Annotated in this window: 14 protein-coding genes, 2 pseudogenes and 2 riboswitches; of the genes and pseudogenes, 13 read left to right on the top strand and 3 right to left on the bottom strand. The window is 39.2% G+C overall.

Annotated features, from left to right (window positions below; genetic code table 11):
- Window positions 1-108: 108 nt before the first annotated feature.
- Window positions 109-291 carry a YdiK family protein gene (locus tag HNR31_RS18040; protein ID WP_181557548.1) on the bottom strand — a complete coding sequence of 61 codons (183 nt, stop codon included), beginning with the start codon at window positions 289-291 and terminating at the stop codon, window positions 109-111.
- A 4-nt stretch (window positions 292-295) separates the two neighbouring features.
- Complete coding sequence (locus HNR31_RS18035; RefSeq protein WP_181557547.1) at window positions 296-1,033, bottom strand: CPBP family intramembrane glutamic endopeptidase; 738 nt, start codon at window positions 1,031-1,033, stop codon at window positions 296-298.
- Between the two features lie 268 nt (window positions 1,034-1,301).
- Here HNR31_RS18035 and groES point away from each other — a divergent pair, with 268 nt between their 5' ends.
- The 7 genes and pseudogenes from groES to HNR31_RS18000 form a co-directional block, all read left to right on the top strand.
- Window positions 1,302-1,586 (top strand): co-chaperone GroES, encoded by a 285-nt coding sequence (groES, locus tag HNR31_RS18030; protein ID WP_181557546.1) that lies wholly within the window; start codon window positions 1,302-1,304, stop codon window positions 1,584-1,586.
- A gap of 83 nt (window positions 1,587-1,669) precedes the next feature.
- Window positions 1,670-3,292 carry a chaperonin GroEL gene (gene groL, locus HNR31_RS18025; RefSeq protein ID WP_181538908.1) on the top strand — a complete coding sequence of 541 codons (1,623 nt, stop codon included), beginning with the start codon at window positions 1,670-1,672 and terminating at the stop codon, window positions 3,290-3,292.
- A gap of 655 nt (window positions 3,293-3,947) precedes the next feature.
- On the top strand, window positions 3,948-4,487 hold the full coding sequence (locus tag HNR31_RS18020) for a sigma-70 family RNA polymerase sigma factor (protein ID WP_181557545.1): 540 nt from the start codon (window positions 3,948-3,950) through the stop codon (window positions 4,485-4,487).
- A gap of 1 nt (window position 4,488) precedes the next feature.
- Window positions 4,489-5,466, top strand: coding sequence for a DUF4179 domain-containing protein (locus HNR31_RS18015; RefSeq protein WP_181557544.1), 978 nt, complete (start codon window positions 4,489-4,491; stop codon window positions 5,464-5,466).
- A 608-nt stretch (window positions 5,467-6,074) separates the two neighbouring features.
- On the top strand, window positions 6,075-6,356 hold the full coding sequence (locus tag HNR31_RS18010) for a hypothetical protein (protein ID WP_181557543.1): 282 nt from the start codon (window positions 6,075-6,077) through the stop codon (window positions 6,354-6,356).
- A 202-nt stretch (window positions 6,357-6,558) separates the two neighbouring features.
- A pseudogene (locus tag HNR31_RS18005) lies at window positions 6,559-7,118 on the top strand (recombinase family protein).
- A gap of 316 nt (window positions 7,119-7,434) precedes the next feature.
- Window positions 7,435-7,584 (top strand): annotated as a pseudogene (locus HNR31_RS18000) (hypothetical protein); the annotation flags it as partial.
- 109 nt (window positions 7,585-7,693) lie between these two features.
- Here the strand turns inward: HNR31_RS18000 and HNR31_RS17995 are convergent.
- The gene (locus HNR31_RS17995) at window positions 7,694-8,950 is read right to left on the bottom strand and encodes an Nramp family divalent metal transporter (RefSeq protein ID WP_181557551.1); all 1,257 of its coding nucleotides are present in this window, start codon (window positions 8,948-8,950) and stop codon (window positions 7,694-7,696) included.
- Window positions 8,951-9,208: 258 nt separating this feature from the next.
- Here HNR31_RS17995 and HNR31_RS17990 point away from each other — a divergent pair, with 258 nt between their 5' ends.
- The 6 genes from HNR31_RS17990 (at window position 9,209) to HNR31_RS17965 (ending at window position 17,883) form a co-directional block, all read left to right on the top strand.
- Window positions 9,209-10,159 (top strand): AAA family ATPase, encoded by a 951-nt coding sequence (locus tag HNR31_RS17990; RefSeq protein WP_181557542.1) that lies wholly within the window; start codon window positions 9,209-9,211, stop codon window positions 10,157-10,159.
- 7 nt (window positions 10,160-10,166) lie between these two features.
- Entirely contained in the window at window positions 10,167-11,375 is a 1,209-nt protein-coding gene (locus HNR31_RS17985; protein ID WP_258561125.1) for a DUF58 domain-containing protein, read from the top strand.
- A gap of 3 nt (window positions 11,376-11,378) precedes the next feature.
- Window positions 11,379-13,544 (top strand): DUF4129 domain-containing transglutaminase family protein, encoded by a 2,166-nt coding sequence (locus HNR31_RS17980; RefSeq protein ID WP_309505749.1) that lies wholly within the window; start codon window positions 11,379-11,381, stop codon window positions 13,542-13,544.
- A gap of 34 nt (window positions 13,545-13,578) precedes the next feature.
- A riboswitch (purine riboswitch) is annotated at window positions 13,579-13,680 on the top strand.
- Window positions 13,681-13,740: 60 nt separating this feature from the next.
- Window positions 13,741-15,279 carry a glutamine-hydrolyzing GMP synthase gene (gene guaA, locus HNR31_RS17975; RefSeq protein ID WP_181557541.1) on the top strand — a complete coding sequence of 513 codons (1,539 nt, stop codon included), beginning with the start codon at window positions 13,741-13,743 and terminating at the stop codon, window positions 15,277-15,279.
- Between the two features lie 95 nt (window positions 15,280-15,374).
- Window positions 15,375-15,476, top strand: a riboswitch (purine riboswitch).
- 110 nt (window positions 15,477-15,586) lie between these two features.
- Window positions 15,587-16,912 (top strand): NCS2 family permease, encoded by a 1,326-nt coding sequence (locus tag HNR31_RS17970; protein ID WP_181557540.1) that lies wholly within the window; start codon window positions 15,587-15,589, stop codon window positions 16,910-16,912.
- A 401-nt stretch (window positions 16,913-17,313) separates the two neighbouring features.
- A complete protein-coding gene (locus tag HNR31_RS17965) occupies window positions 17,314-17,883 on the top strand; it encodes a GNAT family N-acetyltransferase (RefSeq protein WP_181557539.1) in 570 nt (189 codons plus the stop codon).
- Window positions 17,884-18,293: the final 410 nt, after the last annotated feature.

Raw genomic sequence — 18,293 nt, 5'->3', positions numbered from 1 at the left:
AAAAAAATTAAACAACCTGAGTCCTTATGAATATAGGACTCAGGCTGCTTAAATGTTCTTTTTTATTCCTGTCTACTTGACAGGGGTCACTTCATAATGCAGGGAGGTTTATTTTTTAAAATAAAAAGCGAGCATGCGCAATGCTGTCCCGAAGTCTAGTGTAGCGATCACCATTAACACAATCGTAGAGAAGTTCCAAATGGTTTCGTGAGCACTTTGAATCGCTAGATACGTGAATAATGCTCCCATTAAGAAATAGAACAATGCAATATGTAACGGTGAAGTTCTCATGTTATCAAAATCCTCCAAATATGAACTGGACATGTTCTGCTTGTCGCATTATTTTTTCGATTTCATCCGCGAAAATAGTTTGCATAAAAACAACGAATGTGTTCATGGTCACGTGAGCAAATATCGGTACGATAATGCGCTTGGTTTTCGCATAAAGAAAGGCAAAGGTAACCCCCATCGTTGCGTACAGTAAGAGATGCTCAAGTTCCATATGGACGACAGCAAATAATAATGAGCTTACAATCGCTGCGATGAAGAAATTGTATTTTTTATAAAGGGAACCGAAAATAATTTTTCGAAAAATGATTTCCTCTAAAATCGGCCCGATGATGGAGGTAACAATCACAAGTGATGGAGTCAGTCTAATGATTTCCACAATTCTTTTTGTATTTTCTGAGCCCGGTTCGATTCCAAAAAAGCGAGTTTCAATCGTAGCAGCAATGCTTTGAGAAAACAATGCTAAAAAAAACCCTCCTATGGCCCACATGACAGTCGCCACATTGGAAGCACGATGGTGAGCATTATACTGCTCTTTTATGTCCTCTTTTAATAAAAATAAGATGATCAAAAATGTAACAAGGAAGCTAATAACCGCCCAATAACCGGAAGCGACCGAATTCGCTGTATATTCATCGGCCGATGAAGAACCAACTCCGATCGCACGTAACAGTGGAACACCAACGATTCCTGACAGCTGCATAATGATATATGCAATTATGATATACCAGTGGCGCCGTTTCAATGGAAATACCCCTTTTCTAAAAAATAATCATGCTTCTCGTATTTTAGCACAACTTCCCACGAAATCATCACAAAAAAGTTTTTATAATGGCGATTTAGATTTGAAAGAATGTGACATAATTGAAAAGGGTGCATGAAAAATAAAATTTTTTATATTTTCTACTTGCAAAAAAAGGAGAAGTTCATTAATATTATAAGTGTGTTAGCACTCGATATAAACGAGTGCTAATAAAACGATGCGAAAATTATGTTTAAGGAGGTTGTTTCCCGTGTTAAAGCCATTAGGTGATCGCGTTGTTATTGAGCTAGTTGAGACAGAGGAAAAAACTGCAAGTGGTATTGTGTTACCAGACACTGCGAAAGAGAAACCACAAGAAGGAAAAGTAGTAGCTGTTGGTACAGGTCGCGTACTTGACAGCGGTGAACGTGTAGCTCCAGAAGTAGCTGTTGGCGATCGTATCATCTTCTCAAAATATGCGGGTACAGAAGTAAAATATGAAGGCAAAGAATATTTAATTTTACGTGAAAGTGACATTTTAGCTGTAATTGGTTAATGTGAATCCTTATACAGCTTTTATAACATAGATATACAAAAAAATACTTAACCATTACATTTCATAAGGAGGTAACGGGGTATATGGCAAAAGAAATTAAATTCAGCGAAGAAGCTCGTCGTGCGATGTTACGCGGTGTGGATAAATTAGCTGATGCAGTAAAAGTGACATTAGGTCCAAAAGGCCGTAACGTTGTATTAGAGAAAAAATTCGGTTCTCCATTAATCACTAACGACGGTGTAACAATCGCAAAAGAAATCGAATTAGAAGATCCATTTGAAAACATGGGTGCGAAGCTTGTTGCTGAAGTAGCAAGCAAAACAAACGACGTTGCTGGTGACGGTACGACTACTGCAACTGTATTAGCTCAAGCGATGATCCGTGAAGGCTTAAAGAACGTAACAGCTGGTGCGAACCCAATGGGTATCCGCAAAGGTATCGAAAAAGCAGTAGCTGTTGCGGTAGAAGAATTAAAAGCAATCTCTAAACCAATCGAAGGCAAAGAATCTATCGCTCAAGTTGCTGCGATTTCTGCTGCTGACGAAGAAGTAGGTAAATTAATCGCAGAAGCAATGGAGCGCGTAGGTAAAGACGGTGTTATCACTTTAGAAGAATCTAAAGGCTTCACTACTGAGTTAGATGTAGTAGAAGGTATGCAATTTGACCGTGGTTATGCTTCTCCATACATGATTACTGATACTGAAAAAATGGAAGCAGTATTAGAAAATCCATATATCTTAATCACTGACAAGAAGATTTCAAGCATTCAAGAAATCTTACCTGTATTAGAACAAGTTGTTCAACAAGGCAAACCATTATTAATCATCGCTGAAGACGTTGAAGGCGAAGCGCTTGCTACATTAGTAGTAAACAAACTTCGCGGTACATTCACAGCTGTAGCTGTTAAAGCTCCTGGCTTTGGTGATCGTCGTAAAGCAATGTTAGAAGACATCGCTATTTTAACTGGCGGTGAAGTTATCACTGAAGAATTAGGTCGCGACTTAAAATCTACAACAATCGCATCACTTGGTCGCGCTTCTAAAGTTGTTGTTACAAAAGAACATACAACAATCGTTGAAGGTGCTGGCGATTCTGATCGCATCAAAGCTCGCATCAACCAAATCCGCGCTCAATTAGAAGAAACTACTTCTGAATTCGATCGTGAAAAATTACAAGAGCGCTTAGCGAAATTAGCAGGCGGCGTAGCAGTAATCAAAGTTGGTGCTGCTACTGAAACTGAATTAAAAGAGCGCAAATTACGCATTGAAGACGCTCTTAACGCTACACGTGCAGCAGTTGAAGAAGGTATCGTAGCAGGCGGTGGTACTGCATTATTAAACGTATACAACAAAGTTGCTGAAATCCAAGCTGAAGGCGACGAAGCGACTGGTGTGAAAATCGTTCTTCGCGCTATGGAAGAGCCAGTTCGTCAAATCGCTTACAACGCTGGTTTAGAAGGCTCTGTTATCGTTGAGCGCTTAAAGAACGAAAAACCAGGCATCGGCTTCAACGCTGCTACTGGTGAATGGGTTGACATGATTGAAGCTGGTATCGTTGACCCTACAAAAGTAACTCGTTCTGCGCTTCAAAACGCAGCATCTGTTGCCGCTATGTTCTTAACAACTGAAGCAGTTGTTGCTGACAAGCCAGAAGAAAACAAAGGCGGCGCAGGTGCGGGAATGCCTGACATGGGCGGAATGATGTAAGGCTTTTGAGCCTTTCGTTGGAGAAATAGCTACGGCTATTTCTCCTCTATTATTTTAAGGAGTAGTCATGTAAATAATTTATATCAATAGCAATAACCACTTCCTATAAAAATTTAGGGAGTGGTTTTTTGTTGCTAAAATTCGCTTATCAAGGCTTTTTGGATGACAGATGCTTCAAGAACACGGACTAAATTATGAAATGACTTTAGGGAAATTTGTGGACTATTTTTGGCTCATTAATGGTTGCATTTATCTGTTCTTTCAACAAGTTCATTTTTACTTATGTGTACGTCTTAAGTAGGGACGCTTTTTTGTTCTAACGGAGCAGGTTAATTTTGCGAAATGTTTCTATCTTAAATTAAGATTAGTTTAGGTAAAGGCTAGATGGTTCTAATCCGAGGGGTATCGATTTTAACAGAGGAAAAAGGGAGCGATACCTTTCTGTATGAATAAGTAGGTATATTTGAAGGACAGCTAATTAGTTGACATAATTGGAATAGAACAGTACGCACCTCTTAATAAAATCACATAATATTATTGCTTACCGATAGAAATTTTTCATCTATCGGTTTATTTTTTTTAAATTTGATAGGATTTAACAATAACGAACGTATTACTAAACAGATACTGAAAAATAAATGAAGGAGGGGTGGAGTTGCGTGTCACAGAAGAAAATGTTGTTCAACAAATAAAATTGAAAAATGAAGAAAGTATTTCTTATGTACTTCAAACATATGGAGGGCTACTCAATGCAATTATTCGAAAATATCTTCAAGGAAACCAACAAGACATAGAGGAATGTTTAGCAGATGTATTAGTTTCGGTTTGGTTTCATATTGATTCATTTGACCCTACAAAAAATGAATTTAAGCAGTGGATTGCAGCCATTGCTAAGTACAGAGCAATTGATTATGTACGAAAGTCCGAAAAAGAAAAGCAACATATAAGTAAATTTGAATTGGATGAAAGGTTATCTGGTCAATCTGTTTCAGAGATACACATGTTCGATATGGAAATCTTGTTAAATGAACTTTCTGATGTGGAACGGACTATTTTTAAAAAATATTATATCGAGGGCGTACCCTCTAGAGAAATTGCGACTTATTTTAAATCGAAGGAGTCTTGGGTGCATAATAAGCTGTCTAGAGGTAGAAAAAAGTTAAAAAACATCTTATTAAGAGATGAGGGATCATAATATGTCTATTTTTAAAGACCTAAATGATGTCAAATTAGATTTAAGTGAATTTGAAGAAATGCCACTGTCAAAACATGAACAAAAAAGAATTTTAAAAAAGGTAAAAAAGGAAATTTCTTTAAGGAAACCGAAGAAGAAATGGTTAGGAGTAGGGATTGCTTCTGTTGCTGTTTGTGTTCTTAGCTTATCTCTAACAATTGATAAAGGAACTATCGCAAGTATGCCGTTTGTAGGTGGAGTCATTGAAAAATATATAAATTCAAATGAAAATCTCGATTATTCGGCATATAAAACGGCTATTGGAGAAACGGCTGAAAATGAGCTTGGAAAATTAACATTAAATGAAGTCATGATAGACGACCGACAATTATTTTTAAGTGCCACATTCGAGCCAGCAGAGCATGTAGACTTTGACTACCAGACGTATATTACACCAAAAGTAAAAATCAACGGTAAGGTGTATACGGTCACAACAGGAGGACAGTCTGTTGAATTAAATAATAAAATGTTCATGATTTATAATGATATTGATTTGGAACACCCTATAAAAACAGAAAACGTTCAAATGGAAATTAGCTATGACACCTGGAATTTTGATACAAAAATTGAACAACCTTGGACGTTTCATGTAAAAGTATCACAAGCAAAATTATTAGAAGAGAAAAAAGTGTTTGAAATAAATAAAACAATCACGTTAAATAATGGAGAAAATGTAACCATTCAAAAGGTAGTGACAACACCTATTTCAACAACTGTATATTATGATCTGTCACAAAGTAAGAGCGAGAATGTTTATTTTAAAATCCAATCTAAGGATGGCAAGCTGGAGTCATATTCATCAGCTTTCACTTCTAATAAGTTAGGTGATGTGTCTTTTGTTCGCTTTTATGGGTTAAAATTCGAACAAACTAAATATTTCTTAGTGGCTTATGACTCTAGAGGTCATCAGTTAAGCAACGTATCTATTCCCATTAATTAAATTTTGGGATGTTTTGTTCAAATAGCAACGATGTTCTTTTTCAAACGGGTGCGTTTCTGTAATAAGCAGAAACGCTTTTTTTGTGCTAACGAACAGGTTAGTGAAAGCATAGCGAGTCCATATAATGAGTTAAGTGAGTCCTGTACATACGCTCTCAAACGCTCAGAATGGCTCATAGAGGCGTTTAAAAGTTCCCCTTTATTTATGCTTAGGGGTGAATGTATTCTGAGAGACTGCTGTAGAGTTCCGTGTTAATGCGTGGTGTGTGGGTTTCATGTAGAACCACTCTTATCCACACATAAATTTCCGATACGACTCAAATAATGGATATGCAAAAAGCATTAAGTGAGTTAATGTGTAAGTATAATGTATAATGTTGGAAAGTGGAGGTGTTTTGATGGCGTATTTATTCACCGCAATTGTAGTGTTTGCTGTTGGTTAGTTCATATTTAAAGTAATAAAAAAATTACTAGGTAACAACTATACTCCATTTGATGATATAGCAACGGGTAAATCTGAAAGGATTAGAGTTTTTCATAAAAATTCTTGTTGAACTAACGGGTGACTATGATTCAAAAAGTTATTCTCAACAGAGGAGGTGTTTTGTAGTGTTAGACAAGAAAAAAGTAGGAAGTATATTAGGTGCCACGTCTCTGTTACCTGTGATAATAAGTATCATTATTTTCTATATCGAAAGAGGTCCAAATGCTGATATTTATTTTATAATCACAATTTATGGTATCTTAGCGATTATTGGTATTTTATTTGCGGTGTTCTCGTGGTTGATGACTAAACGCTTCTTTCTACTAATTATTGGATTGATAGGAAACGGAATTGTTTTGGTCTTTACTTTTCTTTTACTATTAGCAATGGGAATTAGTGAAGCATAAAAAATATTCTTAAACTATTAGGTGGGTTAGTTGAAATAAGAGTTTTTAAGGTCGATTCCCTGACTGGGAAATCGGCTTTTTTTATTTCATTAAAACGAATAGTGTCATAACTCAGTAGTACTGGCACTATTTTTACGGTCTAGTACTATCAAGGTTCAAACGGTGTCAAAACATAGTGACATAAATCAGAGGAGAAACTGACATGAAATATGGTTATGCTAGAGTGTCAACAATCGCTCAAGACCTTACTGTACAAATCGAGGAATTAAAGAAAGAAGGGTGTGAGGTCATCTTTGAAGAGAAGTTCACTGGAACGAAAACGGACAGACCTCAGTTCAAGAAGGGAAAGAGGGTGACACTTTAGTGGTAACAAAGCTAGACCGATTTTCAAGAAATACAAAAGAGGGAATTGAAATCATTGAGAGCCTATTCGAGAAGAATGTAAAGGTTCATGTATTGAATGTTGGTCTATTAGAAAACACGACAATGGGACGGTTTTTCTTGTAGACTCTTCTTGCAGTAGCTGAAATGGAAAGAAACCTAATTGTGGAACGTGCACAAGAAGGAAAGGCACTTGCAAAACAGCGAGAAGATTTTCGAGAGGGAAGACCTCGAAAACACTCAAAGTCTCAAGTGCAGCATGCTCTAGAATTACTCAAGACACATATGACACATATATACAACGAAGTCGAAGAAATGACAGGTATTACAAAGAGAGCTCTCATCCGCAGAAAGAATGAGTTAGAAGCAAAGACATTTTAAGGGACGCTTTCTATATGTTCATGATATGGGAGGATATTTCCACATTTTCAATGGGGTCATGGATGAGATAACCCATAGTCGGGTTCATCCACACATCATGGTTTTTATGTCTCTTCGATGCTTTTTAACGATACTCTAAAAACTCAAAGAATTAGTCTAATTAAGGCAATATTAGAGGTTAGGACTAGTATCTGTTTAACCACTTTACAGTTTTCTATCACTACTTTACAACTTTTATTGAAGCTTTATCACGAGAAGTGGTTAGTGATAGTTGAATATAAATATTACATGATTATAAAACTCAATATTGCCAAGGGTTGACCCTACAAAAGTAACTCGTTCTGCGCTTCAAAACGCAGCGTCTGTTGCATCTATGTTCTTAACAACTGAAGCAGTTGTCGCAGATAAACCAGAAGAAAATAAAGGCGGCAATGCAGGTATGCCTGACATGGGCGGCATGATGTAATATCGCCAAAAACGCTTGGAACACTGGGGCTCCCCAGTGTTCCTTTTTTGCATTATACAGTCGTAAACACTTTTTGGTAATAACAATAAACGTTAAGTGCGTACCTTCTTTAAAAAAGATGACGTAATTCACTTGCCGCTAAGACGGCAAACAACAAGAGGCAAAGGGAAAGAAACAAATTAGAAAACCAATGATTACGTTCCTGTTCCGGCAACTGTTTTTTAGAATTCAAAAGCCATAATAGCGTTACAGCTAAAAACGGCATAAACAATGCTCCCAGCGCTCCATAGGCGATAATCAAGCCAACCGGTTTGCCGATAAAGTGCAACAACATAGGCGGGAATGTAAGCCAGAAGACGTAAAACCGATATGCCTTCGTTTGATTCAAGTGTTCTTTTTCGATATGTGCAGCCCGAATTGTACGAATAAAGTCAGCGAACAAATAGGCTACTCCGTTCCACACTCCAAGAACAGAGGTAAAGGAAGCTGACCAAAATCCGAGTAAAAAAAGCCAACGTGCAGCTGGATGTAATTCATTTCCCATAATCGAAGCGAAAGACACTAGCCCTTGCTCACCGCTAATGCTGTAATGTGTTCCAAATAAAAGCGCTGCTCCGAGCACAAGCAATGATAAAGTGAAAATCGCAGTCACTATATAAGCGACGGCAGAATCATAACGCATGAACGAAATGTGTGATCGGTCTTTCCATTGGTTTTCCTGAATCCAATAGCCATAAGAAGCCATGGTAATTGATCCACCAACGCCTCCGATCAGCCCTAAGGCATAGAAAAGGGACCCTTTTGGTAATTGAGGAACAGCGGTATGCCATAGCCCATCTAGTTGGGGAAGAACAAGGATAGCTGATCCTACTACAGTAATAAACATTATTGCTACTAGTACATTCATAATCCGTTGGAACATTTGGAAACGCCCTCGCCATGTTAACGCAAATCCAGCCAGACCATGTATGATAGCCCAGCCCCATAAAGGAATGGAAGGAAACATGGCTGACATGGCCAACGTGCAAGAGGATGTGCCGGCGGCTCCGTAAACAAAGCCCCAAATGATAGCGTAAATGCCAAAATAGCCAGATGCCCATTTGCCCATTGCTTGCCATCCTTCAAAAATTGTCTTGCCGCTGATTAAATGCCAGCGACTGACACCTTCATTGAGAGCAAATTTTAAAATGGCACCGACAATAATTGCCCACATAAACATTAATCCGTAATTGGTCCCTGCAACCAGCGCTGCAACAAGGTCTCCAGCTCCTACGCCAGTTGCAGCAACAATCAGCCCTGGTCCGATGATCGTCCATTTTTTTGAAGAAGCTTCTTTTGTTAACAATGTTTTGCTGTTTTTCAACATGTCCTTCACCTAATCCCTCCTCATTGACTTGGAATAAAATTGAAAAATTCTGTCTTCTCGCTATTCTATTTTCAAACTTTGGGGTTATGCCCATTAAAACTTGTTTCGATTTTAAACGAAGTGAATGATCAAGAAAGACGGTATATGATTCTGTTTTTTTAGAAAAATCCTGTAATTTTCTTAATGTTGTTTAAAGGGTTTTCGTTTCTATGAATCGAATATAGTTTTACTGATAAATAGATTAAAGGAGCTTTAAGAATGGAAAGGTATGAAACGTTGCAACCGATCATTGCTCGAGTAATTGAAAATATTGAAAAAGTGATTATTGGAAAACGTGATGTTACTACATTAAGCTTTGTAGCGCTGCTGGCAGGAGGACATGTGCTGTTAGAGGATGTTCCGGGAGTCGGAAAAACGATGCTCGTTCGCGCGTTAGCGAAGTCGGTAAATGCGCATTTTAAACGCATTCAATTTACTCCTGATTTGCTTCCGAGCGATGTCACTGGTGTGTCTATTTATAATCAAAAAGAAATGCAGTTTGAATATAAACCGGGGCCGATTATGGGGAATATTATTTTAGCTGATGAAATTAACCGGACCTCTCCAAAAACGCAATCGGCATTGTTAGAGGCGATGGAGGAAGGAAATATTACGGTCGATGGGGTGACAAGACCGTTACCGCGTCCGTTTTTTGTTATGGCGACGCAAAACCCGATTGAATATGAAGGTACGTATCCGTTACCGGAAGCGCAGCTTGATCGATTTTTATTGAAAATGAAAATAGGATATCCTACCTTTTTAGAAGAAATCGAAGTATTAAGCCGGGCGGAAAAAGTGCCGCCGATTGATGAGTTGCAGTCAGTGATTACGGTTGAAGAATTGCTTTCATTGCAGCAGAAAGTGAAAGATGTATATGTTGATGAAAGCATAAAACGATATATTGTTGAAATTGTCCAACGAAGCCGCTCGAATGAGTCTGTGTATTTAGGAGTCAGCCCGCGCGGTTCCGTCGCATTGATGAAAGCAGCTCAAGCTTATGCCTTTATGCATGGACGCACGTTTGTCATTCCGGATGATGTACAGTTTTTAGCTCCATATGTGTTGTCCCATCGCATTATATTAAAGCCAGAGGCGAAATTTGATGGGCTTGTCGCTGAAGATATCATCGCCAAAATTGTTGCGCGGACCCCTGTGCCTATTCAAAGGTAGTGAACACATGATGAAACAGAAAATACGGTTTGTACGTCAAGTTGTGTTCATCGTTTGCTTATTTGGCATTCTTTTTTCATATGCGATGTTTCAGGGCGGCTTTGTCAGCTGGTTTTTATTTTATAGTTTTCTTCCATTTGGTTTATATTCTCTCACGATTGTTTTTTATCCTCTCCATAAGTTAAAGATTGTTCGAATCGTGAATCAACAGCAATATCATGCGGGAGATCGGTTTAACGTTACTATTCAAATGACAGCGCCGATTTTCTTTCCGATTGTGTATATCATTGCAGAGGATGAATGGCCACCATCGATACAGATGCATTACCAACGGCAAAATGCGAAAACCATATTATCTCCCCTGTGGAAAAAGGAGTTCTCCTGGACGTATGAATTACGCGAATTGCCTCGGGGGGAACATGTTTTTTCAACAATTCGGCTAAAAATGACGGATTTTTTTGGTTTAGTCGAGAAGGAAGTAACGTATTCGGCCGAGAATACCATTCTCGTTTATCCACGCTATATTGAAATGACATATCGTAAGGTAGGACAACGGTTTGACCAAGGGGTTACTGCTTCGCCTCTTCTGCTTCATCGCGACATGACGATCGCTGTCGGTGTCCGGGAATATGCCCAAGGGGACCGATTCTCGTGGATTCATTGGAAAGCGTCGGCGCGAAAAAATGAATTGATGACAAAAGACTTTGAAGAAAGACAAAGCGAAGATTTGATTGTGTTTCTTAATCGTACGCCGACACCGTTGTTTGAAGATATGGTCACGTTTTCGGCTTCCTTGATTCGGGCAGCAATCAAAAAAGGAGTGCAAACAGGGTTTGTCTCTGTCGGCAGTGATCGGGTCATTTTTCCGGCAAGAGATGGAGAAGCACACCTTCACCGCCTGTTTTATTATTTAGCGAAAGTGACATGTGATGGTTCAGAACCATTTGCTCGGATCATTCAGAAAGAAATTATGCAATGGCCGGCTGCTTTTTCCTTTTGTTATGTGACCTCCTCTCTTGACAAAGAACTGATATCGGTACTAAGCGATGTAGCATCGCGAAATCGTTATGGGACTGTCTTTCTCATTAAAGATCAGGAAACTTGTCTATCGAAAGAAGAACGAGGCATGATCGAACAGCTAAGACGAAGGGGAGTCGTTACGATTGTGACGGAGCGGCGAAACTTTGCTGATGCCTTAGTTAAAGGTGGGAAGTAGCTCGTGGTTTACACGGAGAGAAGCATAAAAGGATTGGTGTTATACGGATTTGCGTTTTGGCTTTTAGCGGAGTGGCTCATGCCGCTTGAAACGGTGTCAGATACGAGGAATATCGGAATATTTATCCTATTTGTAGCGCTTTGTTTTCTCCTTTATTTTTTACGTGTTCCGTTTTGGATTCGCGTTCTTTTCAAAGCCGGGTATATCGTTTATGCATTAAACGTGTTGTTTTTTCATGGTCCGTGGTCCGAAGCGATTCTGTCTCTCCTATTTGAAATGATAAGCCATATTTCTGTCATTAGCCAGTTTCGCTGGACAGAGCTAACCAACCCTTTCCGCAGTTTTTTATTTTTTCTATTGTTATGGATCACGGCGTATCTGATTCGATATTGGTTGTTTGCCCAAAAAAGATTGTTTCTTTTTTATGCGATGACGGTTACCTATATTGCGGTGCTGGATACGTTTACGGCATTTCAGGGAAATGGAGCTATTGTTCGTTTAGTCGTGTTTGGCTTTTTCTTATTGAGCTGGCTGCATGATGAGCGCTTACGTGAAAAAGAGATAGCGGTAAACAGAACAAGAACATGGGCGGCGGCTTGTATAGGTCTTATTGGTCTTTCGGTTGCAATGGGTTATATGGCGCCGAAACATCCACCGAAGTGGCCCGACCCTGTCGCTTTTGTGAAAAGTTATGCGACACATCATGAACAAGAGCAAGAACGTCAAAAGGCTCTTGTCAAAAAAGTTGGGTATGGTTATAACGACTCTCGATTAGGCGGACCATTTATTGCCGATGATACCGTTGTTTTCATGGCAGAAGATGAGAAGCGACATTATTGGCGCGTCGAGACAAAAGATATTTATACGGGAAAAGGCTGGAAAGAAACCGATAGCGTCCAAGTAAAAACGTTTGAAAAAGAAAACAATGTACATCAATGGTTTGAAGGAAATGCTAAAAAAGAGGTATTCACAGCGAAAGTAAACATGTTTCAGGGTTACTCTCATTTAATTTATCCGCTTGGTTTAAAAGCGGTAAATGTTTCTGGCGATATTGTATTTCGCTTACAAGTAGGGACAGAGAGAATTTATCCGACGGATCGTTCGGCCTATATTGTGCCTTTACGAACATATGAACTTACGTATGAATATCCGACGTTTGCGATTGACAAATTAAATGCTGCTCCTACTGTGCAAGATGAGCAACTCGTGAAACGGTATACTCAACTCCCTGCGAATCTACCAAAGAGGGTTCGTGAGTTGGCTCAACAAATTACAAAAGGAAAAACGACACAGTATGAAAAAACAAAAGCCATTGAACAATATTTTCATTTGAATGGTTATTTGTATGAAACGAAAGATGTTGCAGTTCCGGGAGAAAACGATGATTATGTTGATCAGTTTTTATTTGAAACGAAAAAAGGCTACTGTGATAACTTTTCTACAGCGATGGTTGTATTGCTCCGGTCCGTCGGCATTCCAGCTCGTTGGGTGAAAGGGTACACGTCTGGGCAATTAATGGAAGAAACCAAAGAGGGAAAAAATATTTATCAAATTACAAATAATAACGCCCATTCATGGGTTGAAGTGTATTTTGCCGGAACGGGATGGGTTCCGTTTGAACCGACACAAGGCTTTAGCAATCCGTACAGCTTTACGGAGCCGCAATCCGTATCGGAGCCAACACCGGTACCCCAGCGGACACAACCAGAACAAAAACGAACACCACTCAATGACGTGTTAAAGCATGAGAACATATCGTCGCCAAGTGTAAAAGACAAACTAACCGCCTCTTTTGCCGCTTTGTCATGGAAAGAAATAGTGATGGGGATGCTTATTTTGCTCGGTGTTGTATTACTATTGTATAAAACGAGGCGAAAATGGTGGCCGTACATTACGCTTTTGTTGTTTACGTATAAACAGGACGATCAAATGTTCACGAAAGCGTACCTTTCGCTATTGCGGCATTTAGATGATTATGGATTGAAACGGAAAAATGGACAAACGTTGCGTCAATACGCCGCTTATGTCGATGATTGGTTTGGAACGAACGAAATGAGTCGGCTTACTCTTTTGTATGAAAAGATGGTTTATCAAAAAGAAAACGTTCATACAGAATGGACACAAGTGAAAGAATTATGGGAAAATTTAATTAAAAAAACAGTATCTTGACCGTTTGGAGATAGAGTTGATAGAATGGACTAAAATTTAATGAAGTACACTCCTTCATATATCCTCGATAATATGGTTCGAGAGTCTCTACCGGGTAACCGTAAATTACCCGACTATGAAGGCAGAATAACTAGAATTCTGCCTTTATACCATAAAGAGGCAATTCTAGTTTTTTATTTTGCGATGAGGTGATGACATGGGACAAAAGCAGGAAATGATTGTCGTGTTAGACTTCGGTAGCCAATATAACCAATTAATTACTCGCCGTATTCGCGAGTTTGGTGTGTATAGCGAACTGCATCCACATACGATTACCGCTGAAGAAATTCAAGCGATGAATGCAAAAGGAATTGTATTTTCCGGCGGTCCAAATAGCGTTTACGATGACAATGCTTTTACTTGCGACCCGAACATTTTTGAGCTTGGATTGCCGATCTTGGGAATTTGCTACGGAATGCAGTTAATGACGCATCACTTAGGGGGAAAAGTAGAAAAAGCGACACATCGTGAGTACGGGAAAGCAACGATTCGTGTCCAACATACATCCAAACTATTTGAACATTTGCCAGAGGAACAAACGGTTTGGATGAGCCATGGAGACTTAGTTACTGCTCCTCCAGAAGGATTTTCTGTTGATGCGACAAGCCCGTCTTGCCCAATTGCAGCGATGAGCGATGAAACTCGGAAATGGTATGCAGTCCAATTCCACCCAGAAGTACGTCATTCTGTTTATGGAAATGACATATTAAAAAATTTTGTGTTCAACGTGTGCCAATGCAAAGGCGATTGGACGATGGAGAGCTTTATTGATAACGAAATTCGTAAAATTCGCGAGCTTGTTGGCGATAAAAAAGTGCTTTGCGCATTAAGTGGAGGTGTTGATTCTTCTGTCGCAGCTGTGCTTGTGCATCGGGCGATTGGAGATCAGCTAACATGTATTTTTGTTGACCATGGGTTGCTGCGCAAAGGGGAAGCCGAGAGCGTGATGAAAACGTTCCGCGAAGGATTCCATATGAACGTCATTAAAGTAGACGCAAGAGAACGATTCCTCACGAAGCTTAAAGGCGTCACAGATCCAGAGCAAAAGCGCAAAATCATCGGAAATGAATTTATTTATGTGTTTGATGATGAAGCAGCGAAATTAGAAGGAATTGAATTTTTAGTACAAGGCACGCTGTATACTGATATTATTGAAAGTGGAACGGCTACAGCGCAGACGATTAAGTCTCATCATAATGTTGGCGGTTTACCAGAAGATATGAAGTTCAAGTTGATCGAACCGTTAAACACATTATTTAAAGATGAGGTACGTGCGCTTGGAACTGAATTGGGTATTCCGGATGAAATTGTATGGCGGCAACCATTTCCGGGTCCTGGATTAGGGATTCGTGTGCTTGGGGAAGTAACAGAGGAAAAACTTGAAATTGTTCGTGAATCCGATGCTATTTTACGCGAGGAAATCAAAAAAGCGGGACTTGACCGAGAAATTTGGCAGTATTTCACTGTTCTTCCTGACATCCGCAGCGTCGGCGTGATGGGAGATGCGCGCACGTACGATTACACAGTAGGCATTCGTGCGGTCACGTCGATTGATGGAATGACAGCTGATTGGGCGCGCATTCCTTGGGATGTATTGGAAGTTATTTCAACACGTATTGTCAATGAAGTCCCACATGTGAATCGTGTCGTGTACGATATTACAAGCAAGCCTCCAGCAACGATCGAATGGGAATAATATATTAAAAACGAACAAAAACGAACATTTTGTACAAAATGTTCGTTTTTTTTTATTGACGTATAGCCGCTGTGTTGATACAATGTACATGAAAAACGAATATTGTCAAAATACGTCGTATAATCTCAGGAATATGGCCTGAGAGTTTCTACCAAGCTACCGTAAATAGCTTGACTACGAGGTATAATGGGATAGAGAGCATGTAATTTGCTTTCGTGCGTCCTCTCTATGTTCATTATCCCTTATTAGTCAACGCTTCTGGTAGCTAACTAGAGGCGTTTTATTTATGTTTAGGGGGGACAAAAAAGTGAGAAAGTATTTCCAATTTGACGAGCTCGGCACAAATTATCGTACAGAAATTATTGCCGGGTTAACGACGTTTTTGTCGATGGCATATGTGTTGTTCGTCAATCCATTTACCCTTTCATTAGGAGCTGTAAAAGATTTTCCGAACGAATTACGAATCGACCAAGGAGCGGTGTTTGTTGCGACTGCATTGGCTGCTGCGTACGGTTCCATTCTGATGGGGATTTTAGCGAGATATCCTATTGCACTAGCTCCGGGAATGGGATTGAATGCGTTTTTTGCGTTTACGGTTGTATTACACATGCACGTTCCTTGGCAAACAGCGCTAGCGGGAGTATTTGTTTCCGGAATTATTTTTACTGTTTTAACATTGACAGGTATTCGCGAAAAAATTATTGATGCGATCCCGCTTGATTTAAAATATGCGGTTGGTGCAGGAATTGGATTATTTATTACGTTTATCGGACTTCAAAACGCGGGAATTATCGTTGATAACTCGGCGACATTAGTCGGTTTGAGCGATTTAAAAAATGGAAATACGTTATTGGCGTTATTAGGTTTATTTGTCACCATTGCTTTAATGGTTAAAAAAGTAAATGGTGGTATTTTCTACGGTATGCTTATTACCGCTGTTGCAGGGATGATTTTTGGTTTAATTAAAGTACCTCATCAAATCGTTGGTGCGATTCCGGATATTTCTCCTACTTTCGGTGTTGCGATTCAACATTTAGATGATATTTTTACGTTGAAGATGCTTGGTGTTGTGTTAACGTTTTTTATTGTTGACTTTTTTGATGCGACAGGAACGCTTCTTGCTGTTGCGAACCAAGCGGGATTATTAAAGGACAATAAATTGCCTCGAGCGGGAAAAGCGTTGCTTGTGGATGCCACAGCGGTTATGGTTGGAGCGATTTTCGGGACGTCGACTACTACTTCTTATATTGAATCGTCAGCAGGTGTTGCAGCAGGAGGACGATCTGGATTCTCAGCGGTTGTCACAGGAATTTTATTCTTATTAGCTTTATTCTTCTCTCCGTTATTAGGGGTAATTACTGCGCCAGTTACAGCACCAGCTTTAATTATTGTCGGTGCATTAATGGCTTCTTCCATTGGTGAAATTGACTGGAAAAAATTCGAAATTGCAGTTCCAGCCTTTTTCACGTTAATCACGATGCCGCTTTCTTACAGCATCGCTACAGGGATCGCTGTTGGTTTCATCTTTTATCCGCTCACTATGGTGTTAAAAGGGCGCGGTAAAGAAGTTCATCCGATTTTATATGGTTTGTTTGTCATTTTCATTTTATATTTCGTATTTTTAAGAGAGTAGAAACGGTAAGGATGTTCACATGAAGTGAGCATCCTTTTTTATCATATCAAGAAATTATATCTTTACTCTCCTTCGCGCAGGAAAAAGGATAAATGATAAAAAAGAAAACTGTCTAGTTCAGTGGCTGCTCTCTTGTGTCAAACCATCTTTGCGAGCGCTTTTATTCGTGAAGAACATTTGGCTTCGAGAGAGATTCGTGCTTCTAGCACGGTTTACAGTCAGTTTGCATCTTGAGTAGGCATCCATGCACACTTGTACAAAGCATGATTTGAAAGGGATATCTGAAGCAGTCTGGGGTAGTGAGTAACAAGAGTGCTTATTCGTAATGTTTAACAGGGGGCTTGCGCTTTTTTATTTATAGCGTGTTGACTAAAAAGCACGGTATAATGTAGGTGATATAGATGTTTACCTTTCAAATTGATGAAGAGACATTTTTGAGGCTGCTTACTTATCAAAATGCGGAGGAGCTGTTTGCCCTTACAGATTCTTGTCGAACATATTTACGGAAATGGCTGCCGTGGGTTGACTCTACAAAAACGGTTGAAGATTCAAAAAGATTTATTGAAATGACACTGAAAAAATTTGCATCTAATAATGGATTTGAAACGGGCATTTGGTACAAGGGCGAACTCGCTGGTGTAATTGGATTTCATAGTATCGATTGGTCAAATAAAAAAACGAGTATAGGCTATTGGTTAGGAGAGCAATTTCAGGGACATGGTTTGATGACGAAATCATGTATCGCGTATATTAACTATGCTTTCGATGAATTAAAGTTAAACAGAGTCGAAATAAGATGTGCAGTTGAGAATTCGAAGAGCAGGGCAATTCCGGAAAGATTAGGATTTATCAATGAAGGGACCATTAGAGACGCGGAATGGCTATATGACCATTTTGTTGATCATGTCGTGTACGGAATGCTGGCAAAAGACTGGAATAAGGTTAAAATCAATGAGAGATATGAAAAATAAAATCGCTAAAAAGTACGCGGCTATTTTTATGGCTAGGTATTTTTTAGAATGCTACATATAAGGAATGGCCAGCTATTCAGCTTTTTTAGTACTATCAACAGCCTTAAATTGTTGAAAAATAGAGGGTTATCTTTAAGTAGATCATTTATCACTGAGATCAAGGATAAGTGAAATAGAATAAAAATATGTTGACATTTTATCTAAGAAGATGTTATATTGTTAAAGCTGTTGTCAACGAGCTGAAAAATAGTTTTTTAGGTAGTTGACAAGGTCTGATAGAAATGATATATTATAAGAGTCGTTTTTGAATGACAGAAACAAATGTTCTTTGAAAACTGAACAAAACGAAGCGTCCACGTCAATTTGCTAGGTTGTTTAACTTTCTATGGAGAGTTTGATCCTGGCTCAGG

This window comes from Thermaerobacillus caldiproteolyticus (assembly GCF_013761245.1).
In the GTDB taxonomy this organism is placed as follows: domain Bacteria; phylum Bacillota; class Bacilli; order Bacillales; family Anoxybacillaceae; genus Thermaerobacillus; species Thermaerobacillus caldiproteolyticus.
The sequence above is the reverse complement of the archived record's forward strand: the minus strand, read 5'-3'. Positions and strand labels throughout refer to the sequence as shown.

What these genes read in the sequence shown, in the direction of transcription:
- HNR31_RS18040 (WP_181557548.1), bottom strand. Translation starts at nt 291, where the DNA reads ATGAGAACTTCACCGTTACATATTGCATTGTTCTATTTCTTAATGGGA.
- groL (WP_181538908.1), top strand. Translation starts at nt 1,670, where the DNA reads ATGGCAAAAGAAATTAAATTCAGCGAAGAAGCTCGTCGTGCGATGTTA.
- HNR31_RS18015 (WP_181557544.1), top strand. Translation starts at nt 4,489, where the DNA reads ATGTCTATTTTTAAAGACCTAAATGATGTCAAATTAGATTTAAGTGAA.
- HNR31_RS17995 (WP_181557551.1), bottom strand. Translation starts at nt 8,950, where the DNA reads ATGTTGAAAAACAGCAAAACATTGTTAACAAAAGAAGCTTCTTCAAAA.
- HNR31_RS17990 (WP_181557542.1), top strand. Translation starts at nt 9,209, where the DNA reads ATGGAAAGGTATGAAACGTTGCAACCGATCATTGCTCGAGTAATTGAA.
- HNR31_RS17985 (WP_258561125.1), top strand. Translation starts at nt 10,167, where the DNA reads ATGATGAAACAGAAAATACGGTTTGTACGTCAAGTTGTGTTCATCGTT.
- guaA (WP_181557541.1), top strand. Translation starts at nt 13,741, where the DNA reads ATGGGACAAAAGCAGGAAATGATTGTCGTGTTAGACTTCGGTAGCCAA.
- HNR31_RS17965 (WP_181557539.1), top strand. Translation starts at nt 17,314, where the DNA reads ATGTTTACCTTTCAAATTGATGAAGAGACATTTTTGAGGCTGCTTACT.